2 protein-coding genes are annotated in these 2,324 nt (G+C 38.3%); one reads left to right on the forward strand and one right to left on the reverse strand.

The window, feature by feature from the left end:
• A partial coding sequence (locus AC1DVB_RS26700) for an amino acid permease (RefSeq protein ID WP_477591824.1) occupies nt 1-1,264 on the reverse strand: 1,264 nt, incomplete at its 3' end.
• Between the two features lie 502 nt (nt 1,265-1,766).
• On the opposite strand from AC1DVB_RS26700, the gene AC1DVB_RS26705 reads away from it, so the two are divergent.
• A partial coding sequence (locus AC1DVB_RS26705; RefSeq protein WP_477591826.1) for a DUF3900 domain-containing protein occupies nt 1,767-2,324 on the forward strand: 558 nt, incomplete at its 3' end.

Below are 2,324 nucleotides of genomic sequence, written 5' to 3' on the forward strand. Positions count from 1 at the left end.
GGCCAGGAACAAGCGGTACTGCCGGACAATAAAAAGCTCGTTTCATATCCGGTCTTGTTTTACGTAAAACGATAACCGCTACGGAAATCATCGTAAAAGCAGTCAATGTTCCAATGTTGACCAACTCTGCCAATTCACCAAGAGGTATGAATGCTCCCAATAGGGCCGCTATCATACCAAATATCCATGAAGCTGCATAAGGTGTTTTATATTTTTTATGAAGTTTTGATAAGGATTTTGGCATCAGCCCATCACGTGACATTGCAAACATAATTCGCGTTTGGCCATACAACATTACCAAAATCACCGTTGTCATTCCGAGGAAGGCACCTAGATCGATGATACCTGCAACCCAATTTTGTCCTGCGCTTTGCAAGACCAAAGAAATCGGGTGATCAAGAGCCTGGCTGAATTGTGCATACGGTACCACACCAGTCATGATCAAACTTACCGCCATATAAAGCACTACACAAATGACTAATGAACCGAGGATTCCCCGTGGTAAATTCCTACCTGGATTTCTTGTTTCTTCAGCCGCAGATGCAACTGCATCAAAGCCGATGAAAGCAAAGAACATTAAGGCGGCAGTTGAAAATACTCCATCGATACCAAATGGCATGAAAGGCTGCCAGTTTTCCGGTTTCACATAATAAATAGAAGAAACGATGAACAACAACACTACCAACACTTTAATAACGACCATGATATTATTGATTCTAGTCGTTTGTTTCGTACCTATGGAAATCAAAAAGGTTATCGCCATGACGATCAAAAAGGCCGGCAAGTTCATATAAGTCGTGACACCTTCGACCGAACCCGGTGCCGCCGTCAATTTCTCTGGAAAGTTAATTCCGAATCCACTTAAAAATGATTGGAAATAGCCCGACCACCCAGCCGATACGGCACTAACAGCCAATAAGTATTCAAGAATTAAATCCCATCCGATTATCCAAGCGGCGAATTCACCTAAAGTTGCATAAGCATACGTATAAGTCGAACCGGATACCGGCACGGAAGCTGCAAATTCTGCATAAGAAAGTGCAGCGAATAAACAGGCAAGCCCGGCAATGACGAAAGACAATGAAAGTGCAGGACCAGCATTCACTGCACCAGTACCTGTTAATACAAATATGCCTGTCCCAATAATCGCTCCGATTCCTAGCATCGTTAAATCCCAAGCTCCTAGTTCCCGTTTCAATCCCTTACCGCCGGAACCTGCGTTTTTCAACAAGTCCTCAATGGACTTCTTCCTAAAAATACTCATGTTCTTTCCTCCGTAAATTTTATAAACTATTCTGAAAACTACAGACAAATAAATTCACTTACCATTTATATCGAAGAAATTTCGACAAATTTCTACAATTCCTGAATAGTCTGACTTTCAAATTATACGTATTACCCCTTCCTTCGTCAATGATTTATTATTGTAAAATTCTGTTTTTTGAATTTTATTTGGAAGGGAACCCTTATTATTCAACAGAAATATCAATATTTAACAAATAAGGATGAACAATTCATTATTTTAATATCAATTAAGTAAGCTATTAGAGTATTTCGATTAATTTTTTCTTGTAAAAGTTCTAATTTTTAATCCAATATTGGATCATTCGTTATTTTTGTATATGTATTATTATGAAATAATACTCCAATATTATTCTGATCATTCATGCACCAATAGTTTGACGGAATCAAAGTACATCACTATACTTATTAAGTCTTAAAAAAAGTACGGGAATTATGCTTAATAATTGAAGAAGGTGACATTCATGGATTTTGCAATTACCTATCTGTCTTTTTATTTAATCCAAGTCGAAGGAAAAGGCGATCAGGCTGATAAGCGTTTTAAACATTTCCAAACTCTTGATACTGAAGAATACGAAGAAAGTCCTCTAAAGGATTTTTTGGATGGGGAATTGATGAAGATTTCCAAACGGAAAGTCGACCGTCATCCAAAAACTGAACAAATACCGACGAAGATTGGTTCTTTTATTGTCGAAGAAGGACATGCACTTGATTCCAACCCTAATTACAATGTATTTAACCGTGTTCGATATGCAAAAACAAAACAGGAATTCCAAGAGGAAAACGAACAATTCACGCGGTCTTATATTGATACAAGTGCCGTCCGTGGCGGTGTCTTCATAATTGCATCGGCAAAATTAACGAAATATCTTGATGAACCATTCGTTTTCTTATTAAAATGTGATTTCGAGCCGAAGGTTGCTTCCATTTCGGATGAACGGACCTTGATTAGGCACGTTGAAATGGCAATCACCACTAAAAATATGAAATCCATCCAATACCCATACATGCCCGAAGAAGGT

Source organism: Peribacillus sp. P4_D6, from assembly GCF_056401795.1.